The sequence below is a fragment of the Streptomyces sp. NPDC025793 genome (genome assembly GCF_055558375.1).
In genome coordinates this window covers 1-6,711 of sequence record NZ_JBVHMR010000112.1, presented here as the reverse complement: position 1 = coordinate 6,711, position 6,711 = coordinate 1, and the positions used below count along the sequence as shown (strand labels likewise).

2 protein-coding genes, 1 tRNA gene and 6 pseudogenes are annotated in these 6,711 nt (G+C 67.4%); 6 read left to right on the top strand and 3 right to left on the bottom strand.

Annotated features, from left to right (window positions below):
• Positions 1-86: 86 nt before the first annotated feature.
• Positions 87-629 (bottom strand): annotated as a pseudogene (locus tag ACZ4MF_RS48515) (class I SAM-dependent methyltransferase); the annotation flags it as partial.
• Positions 630-690: 61 nt separating this feature from the next.
• Here ACZ4MF_RS48515 and ACZ4MF_RS48510 point away from each other — a divergent pair.
• Both ACZ4MF_RS48510 and ACZ4MF_RS48505 read left to right on the top strand, forming a co-directional pair.
• Positions 691-1,311, top strand: coding sequence for a TetR/AcrR family transcriptional regulator (locus ACZ4MF_RS48510; RefSeq protein ID WP_467500799.1), 621 nt, complete (start codon positions 691-693; stop codon positions 1,309-1,311).
• Between the two features lie 165 nt (positions 1,312-1,476).
• Positions 1,477-2,210 (top strand): annotated as a pseudogene (locus ACZ4MF_RS48505) (transposase); the annotation flags it as partial.
• Positions 2,211-2,268: 58 nt separating this feature from the next.
• On the opposite strand, the pseudogene ACZ4MF_RS48500 reads toward ACZ4MF_RS48505, so the two are convergent.
• Positions 2,269-3,492: pseudogene (locus ACZ4MF_RS48500) on the bottom strand (IS110 family RNA-guided transposase); the annotation flags it as partial.
• A gap of 420 nt (positions 3,493-3,912) precedes the next feature.
• Here ACZ4MF_RS48500 and ACZ4MF_RS48495 point away from each other — a divergent pair.
• From ACZ4MF_RS48495 to ACZ4MF_RS48480, 4 genes and pseudogenes are all read left to right on the top strand, one after another.
• Positions 3,913-4,209 (top strand): annotated as a pseudogene (locus ACZ4MF_RS48495) (IS5/IS1182 family transposase); the annotation flags it as partial.
• A 264-nt stretch (positions 4,210-4,473) separates the two neighbouring features.
• Entirely contained in the window at positions 4,474-5,325 is an 852-nt protein-coding gene (locus ACZ4MF_RS48490; RefSeq protein WP_467500797.1) for a putative RNA methyltransferase, read from the top strand.
• A gap of 299 nt (positions 5,326-5,624) precedes the next feature.
• Positions 5,625-5,698 (top strand) — tRNA-Met (locus ACZ4MF_RS48485).
• A gap of 82 nt (positions 5,699-5,780) precedes the next feature.
• Positions 5,781-6,203: pseudogene (locus tag ACZ4MF_RS48480) on the top strand (helix-turn-helix domain-containing protein); the annotation flags it as partial.
• Positions 6,204-6,337: 134 nt separating this feature from the next.
• Here ACZ4MF_RS48480 and ACZ4MF_RS48475 read toward each other — a convergent pair.
• Positions 6,338-6,475, bottom strand: a pseudogene (locus tag ACZ4MF_RS48475) (hypothetical protein); the annotation flags it as partial.
• Between the last annotated feature and the right edge of the window lie 236 nt (positions 6,476-6,711).

The following is a 6,711-nucleotide window of genomic DNA, read 5'->3' as shown; positions in this document are numbered from 1 at the left end:
CAACATGGACATGCCCACCCGACGGCTCGTACGGCTGTCAGTACCACGATCGAGCGATCACGAACCGAGGAAGATCGGACTTAACGCCCACTCAGCAGGCCGGGGTTGAACGGGGAGTCGGGGGCGACCCGTTGGAGTGCTTCGGCGAGGGCGTCGATCACCTCGGCCGGGAGCTGGGGGACGTGGTGGAAGGGGGCGAGTCGGCCGCCGGGCCGGAGTACCTGGGCCGCCTTGGCCGCGCCGGCGACGGGGTCCACCCAGTGCCAGGCGGTGCCTGCGATGACCGCGTCGAACTGCCGCCCGGCCGGCTGCCAGTCCTCGAACCTGGCGACCTCGACCTTGACACGGCTGCGTCGCGCGAAGGCGGCCATCCGCTCGTCGGGTTCGACACCGAGCACCGTGCAGCCGGCCGCCTGGAATTGCCGGGCCTCGATGCCGGTCCCGGCTCCGACGTCGAGGACGTGCCGACCGGGGCTTGCCGCGACGATTCTGTCCACCAGGGCCTTAGGGTACGGCGGTCGGGCGCGGTCGTAGCGTTCGGCGTCCGCGCCGAACGACTCGGCCGTCTGCCGGTGGCGGTGGGGCTCGGGGCCGGACCTGTCCGGCTGTCCCTGCGATAAAGTGGGCATGCGCCCACAGTAATGGGCGGTTGCCCACTTGTTAAGGCGGGGCGGCGCGGAAAGGGAGAGAATGCCGTCAGGGGTGCACATCCACAACGTGCGCGGCCAGTTGTTCGAAGCCGCCGAGCGCGTCCTGCTCCGGGACGGGCCCGACGCGTTGACCAGCCGGGCGGTCACGGAGGAGGCGAACTGTGCCAAGGGCGTGTTGCACCGGCACTTCACCGACTTCGACGCCTTCCTGGCGGAACTGGTCCTCGACCGCGTCCGCGGCATCGAGGACCGGACCACGACTCTGCGCGCGGCCGCCGGCACCGGGAGCGTGGTGGACAACCTCGCCGACGCGCTTCAGGACCTGTTCGGGCCGGTCACGGTGGCAATCGTCGCGCTCATCACCTTCCGCGACGGCCTCCGCGCCCGGCTGCGCGAGGCCGGTCTGAGCGGTATCCCCCTGGCCATGCAGGGCACCGCCATGATCGCCGCATATCTCACTGCCGAGCGTGAGTCGGGGCGCCTGGCCGGTGATGCCGACATCGACACACTCGCCCCCACCCTCGTCGGGGCCGGGCACCTGCTGTTCGCCGACCGGACAAGTGCCCCGCCGCAGACCGCCGCCGTCCGCAAGATGGTGACCACCGTCATCGCCGGCGCCTTGCCACCACCCCAGTCGCAGGTCGGGCCACCGGTCAGGTGACCGGAGGATCGCGCTGCGTCCAAGAGACGAAGGGGCCGGATGACCGAGAAGCTCCCGGGACTCACCACCACCGACCACAGGTGCTGCTAGGGCCTGTTCAGAGTCGTGATCTCGGTTCCGGTGATCACTTCGGGCAACCATGATCGAACTGGTAGATCTTCTCGTGTGCTGCGACGTGAACTGAGCGACGATGACTGGGAGTTGATCAGCCCCTACCTGCCGATCGGGCAGTACGGTCCCTATCCGGAGCACCTGCGCGACCAGTTGGAGGGGGTCATCTGGCGGTTCCGTACCGGCAGCCCGTGGCGGGACGTGCCGGAGGCGTTCGGCTCCTGGTCCACGGTCTACGACCGGTTTGCCCAGTGGCGCGATGCCGGGGTCTTCGCAGCCGTGATGGAGGCCGTGATCGCCGAGGCGGCCCGCCGCGGGCAGGTGGACCTGTGCCTGGTCAGCGTGGACTCCACCACCGCCCGCGCCCACCATGACGCAGTCGGCATGGTCGTGGACGAGGAGGTTCTTGCCGCCCTGGAGAAGGCCCCCGAGGCCGAAAAGGGGGCACGCGAAAAGCACGAAAGCAATGCAAGCGGCAGGCCGCAGCCGAAGCCGAGGAGATCCCCCCGGCCCAGGCGGCCGAGCCCGATCCAGAGCGTGAGGAGAGCCGCCGGCAGCGGCGCCGGCGCCGGGCGCGGTTGAAGGCGGCGTCCCTGGGCCGCTCTCGCGGCGGCCTGACCACCAAGGTTCACCTGTCGGCCGACCGACGCTGCCGTCCGCTGTCGTTTGTGCTTACCCCGGGGCAGGCCGCCGACAGCCCGCAGTTTTCCGCCGTGCTGGCCGGGGTGCGGGTGCGCGGACCGGTCGGACGTCTGCGCACCCAGCCCGACGCTGTGGCCGGCGACAAGACATCCCACGCGGATAATCGTCAAGCTGCCGCTGAGGTATGACTGGTGAGGGCTGCGGGAAGGCGATTGCTTCGTCGTAGGTGTGACCGTTCTGGAGGCAGTGGAACAGCATGCCCATGAAACGGTTAAAGAGGTTCCGCTGTGCTGCGACATGGCGGTCGCCGGCTGCTCTGCGGCGGTCGTAGTGAGCTCTGGCGCCTGGTGACCTAGTGAGTGAGACGAAGGCCCAGACGTAGCCGACGGCAGCCAGTCGCTGGTTCTTGACCTTCCGGCTCATGACCTTGCAGCTCTTGCCGCTGGCTCTGGTGACCGGGGCGCTTCCCGCGTACGCCTTCAATGATCCGGCGTTGGCGAACCGGGTCCGGTCATCGCCGATCTCCGCCAGGACCCGGGCGCCGGTCAGTGCGGCGAGACCTGGAAAGCTCCGTATGACCGGTGCATCCGGATGCTCCTCGAAGGCCTGCGTAGCGGCTTCCTCGAGCTGGTCAGCGTTGTCGCAGGCGGTGTTCAGCTGCCTGAGCAGAGCGGATGTCTGATGCCCGAGAGCTGCCTCGACCTGCGGGAGTTGGTGGAGGTAGTCGCGTTTGAAGACCTCGTGGAGACGATCGGCTTCGGCCTGGATGCCGCGGATGCGGCCGGCCTGCCTGAGCAGCGACTGCAGGCGCCGCCGTGTCAGCTTCGCAGCCAATGTCGGGGTCGGTGCTGCGGCCAGGATGCTGCGGGCTTCCCTCGAACACAGGCCGTGCTTGTGACTCGCGAAGGCGTCGAGGATCGACGGGTAGAACTCTCTGAGCTGGGAGCGAAGCTTGTTGTGGGCCTGGCCGCGAGCCCAGACGGCGTCCTGCTGGGCCCGGGCGAGTACGGCGATGGCCTGAACAAGTTCGGAGTCCGCCGGCAGCGGCCGGTGGGCGGCCATGTCGGTTCGCAGGATGTTGGCCAGGGCTGCGGCGTCGACAGCGTCTGACTTCTTGCGGGCGACGGAGTGGCGGTCCCGGTAGCGGGCGACCGCCAGCGGATTGATCGCGAAGACCGGTCGGCCGGTGGCCCGCAGACACGCGACGAGCAGTCCGCGTGACGTCTCGATCGCCACCGGAATCGGGGTGTCCTCGTCATCACCGTGCTCGGCCAGCAGCGCCATGAGCTGGGCAAACCCTGCGGCATCGTCGGTGATCCGCACCTTTGCGAGCTGTTGCCCACCCGCATCGACCAGTGCGATGTCGTGGTGGTCTTCGGCCCAGTCCACCCCGCAGAACACTGGTGTCGGTAACCCGGTGATCTCCATCCGGTCCTCCTTCGTGACGACTTTCTTCCCAGGTCAGAACCTGTGCAGGGTGCGCGTGCTCCCTAATGGAAGTGCTCAAGGCACGTCATCCCACCAGCCGTTCGCAACCCCAGCGAGTCGCGCGGCCCTCGGTCCGCGTCAGAGCTGAAAGCTCAAGGCAGAGCTGAGAGGTGATCCGCGCAACCGGCTCGGACTACGAACAGCCAAGTGCCCGAGAGCCGCAGGCGGGCCGTCCCGTAGTAACAGGACCTCTTCGAGGCTCAAGCAGAACGAACCTCACCTGATTCCGAACACTCCTGCCCGGAGTGCTGGGCGCGAGCCAGCCTCGTCTTGTCAACAGGGCTCTCAGGCCCGGGCATACTCAAAGGCTCGGCTCGCGCCCACGAAGGTCAACTCCCGCCGGCCTTCGCCTCCCATTAGGCTTACTCCTGCCGAGCCAACCGCGCCCACCTGCGCAGTCGGAAGATCAAGGCGGTGATCCCGGAGAAGGCGGACCAGGCGGCCAACCGGAAGAAGAAGGGCACCAGGGGCGGACGCCCGGTCGCCCACGACGCCGAGTCGTACAAGGAGCGCAACACCGTGGAGCGGTGCATCAACAAGATCAAGGACTGGAGGGGGCTGGCCACGCGCTTCGACAAGAGGCCGGACAGCTACATGGCGGGGCTTCAGCTGCGCGGCGCGGTCATCTGGCTGCGCAGCCTCCGGCCCACTACGTGATCACGATTTTGAGCAGGCCCGGCCGTGTCTCTCAACGTCGGCGGCGAGGCTCGTAGACTTATGGCGTGGCATTCATGAGCACCCCGCACTGCTGCTTCCTGTGATCGGAAGGCGTTGAGGGCGATGTCGGATGGCGTCGCCCTCCTTGGTGTGCCTGCTGCGCGAGCCACCTTCCTGGCACTGCCCGTTCCTTCCTGAGGCAGTGGCCTTCTGTGTGCGTGTGCAGGCACGGTCTCTTCCCTTCACCCGTGCCAGGAGTTCCTCGTGCCCGTGTTGCTTCCCTCTGCCCTCGAACTGTCCCTCGACCTGCTGCGCTGCCCGACGTGCCGCACGCGCCGCCTGCACCCCGATAGCGGCGTACTGCGCTGTGCGGCGGGCCATACCTTCGACATCGCCCGCCACGGCTACGCCAGCCTCCTGACGGGCACCCGCGCCACCAGCGGCGACGACGCGGCCATGGTCCAGGCTCGGGACCGCTTCCTGACAACCGGCAGGTACGCTCCCATCCGCCAGGCCGTGGCCCGCCTGGCGGCCGACTCCCTGCCTGAGCGGGGCACGGTCGTGGACGTCGGGTGCGGCACGGGCTACTACCTGGCCGGCGTTCTCGACCAGCTGCCCGGCACCCGAGGTCTAGGCCTGGACACGTCGGTGCGCGCGCTGCGCTTGGCAGCCCGAGCCCATGAACGAGCCGCCGCGGCGACCTGGGATGTCTTCCGTCCCTTCCCGGTGGCTGACGAGGTGGCCGACGTGGTGTTGGATGTGTTCGCCCCATGCAATCCAACCGAGTTTCACCGAGTGCTCCGCCCGGGCGGCCGGCTGATCGTGGTCCGTCCTACTGAGCGGCACCTGGCCGAACTGCGCGGCCGGATACCCGCGATGGTCACCATCGACCCGGCCAAGGAACAGCGCCTGCACCGGGCGATGGACCCCCGCTTCGAGGCCGTCGTTACCGAACGGGTGGAGTACCCCATGGCCCTGGTCGGGCTGGAGGCCCTGGACTTGGTGGGGATGACGCCGAGCGCACGCCACTTGAGCCGTAGAGACTTGAACGATGACGGCCTCCTGCCCAACCGGGTCACGGCCTCTGTGCTGGCCACCGCCTACAAGCCTCGGTGACCACGAGCGGGCGCCTGCGCCTGTGACCGACGAGTAGTGGGCACGCCTGGCGCTCTGTCTTCCCCACAACGTCGGGAAGGCAGGGCGCCCGTTCGCCGACCACCGTCGCATCATCAACGGGGCGCAGCCTCCGGCCTGCTACATGATCACGACTCTGAACAGGCCCTAACGCCACCCGGGAGATTGCTAGCCGACTGCTGGAGATCAACCGACACTGCCAACGCGGACCCGGAACCTACATTGTGAACGGCCCGGAGCGGAAGCGTGCCGGACAGGTGCTGTAGAGTCCACCGTGCCGACGCGGGGTGGAGCAGCTCGGTAGCTCGCTGGGCTCATAACCCAGAGGTCGCAGGTTCAAATCCTGTCCCCGCTACGAGAGCGAAGGCCCGGATCGACTGTCGATTCGGGCCTTCGCTGTTTCCCGAGGTAGTCGGCGGGGGTGCGTGTAGCGGCTTCCGTACCCTGCCGTCCCAGCACCCCGGACTCCGCAAAAGCCGGCCCCGGAGTGGGACCAAGCTCTGCTGTCCGATCCCTCCCTGACCGGCAAAACTCGGCAGCAACTGAGTGAACTCACCGACATCTTGGCCGTCGATGGCGACGTCAAGCAGGCACGCCCGCCCCGACTCGCCTTCCCCGACCAGGTCCTGGTAGCCGTCCTTCACCTGCGGGTCGCCCTGGCCGCGGAACCCCTCGCCGTGCTGTTCGACAGCAGTCGCACCGCCATGCACCGCACCCTGCTCAAGATCAGGACACTGCTGAAGGTGCACAGCATCGTCATCTCACCGGCAGCCACCCCGCCCTCCGCCCTCACAGCCCTTCAGGCTCGGGTTCAAGCCCTGAGTGGCGACCCCAGCAGCGTGATCAAAACAACGTGTTAATGGTCTGTGTCCGATGCGGCTGGAGCTCGCGCCGCTGGGGCTCGGTGACCAGCGAGACGAAGAGTGTGTCTTCACAGCGCGCGCAGAGGCTGCGAAGACCTACCTTGTGCTTTACCGTCGCCTGTCCTCGCCCCTCAGCGCCTCTGGCGCCGGAAGTCCCACCACTTGTTTCCGCAGTCCTTGCACTGCCAGTAGTCGCCGCGGGCTCCATGCGAACCCGACGTATTCGAACTCCCACACTTAGGACACCTCATCGGCCCTCCCGGATGCCGTGTCCAGCCAAGGTACGCACCTTGCCCTGGAGTTCACGATCCCGCGCAGCCCACCGACACCAAGCCTGCGCCCGACATCAACCCGCAGAAGATTCCGCAAGGTTCACCTTCGCAGGACAATCTGCAAGCTCTTTTAACTTTATCTTTAACTAATGCGGCGGGGCTTTGGGGTGGTTGACCTCTTCTTTTGTCCCTTTGCTGGCTGTGTCTTCTTGGGCGTGTGCACGTCGTGGCGG

Coding starts and splice junctions, on each gene's coding strand:
- ACZ4MF_RS48510 (WP_467500799.1), top strand. CDS start 691: ATGCCGTCAGGGGTGCACATCCACAACGTGCGCGGCCAGTTGTTCGAA.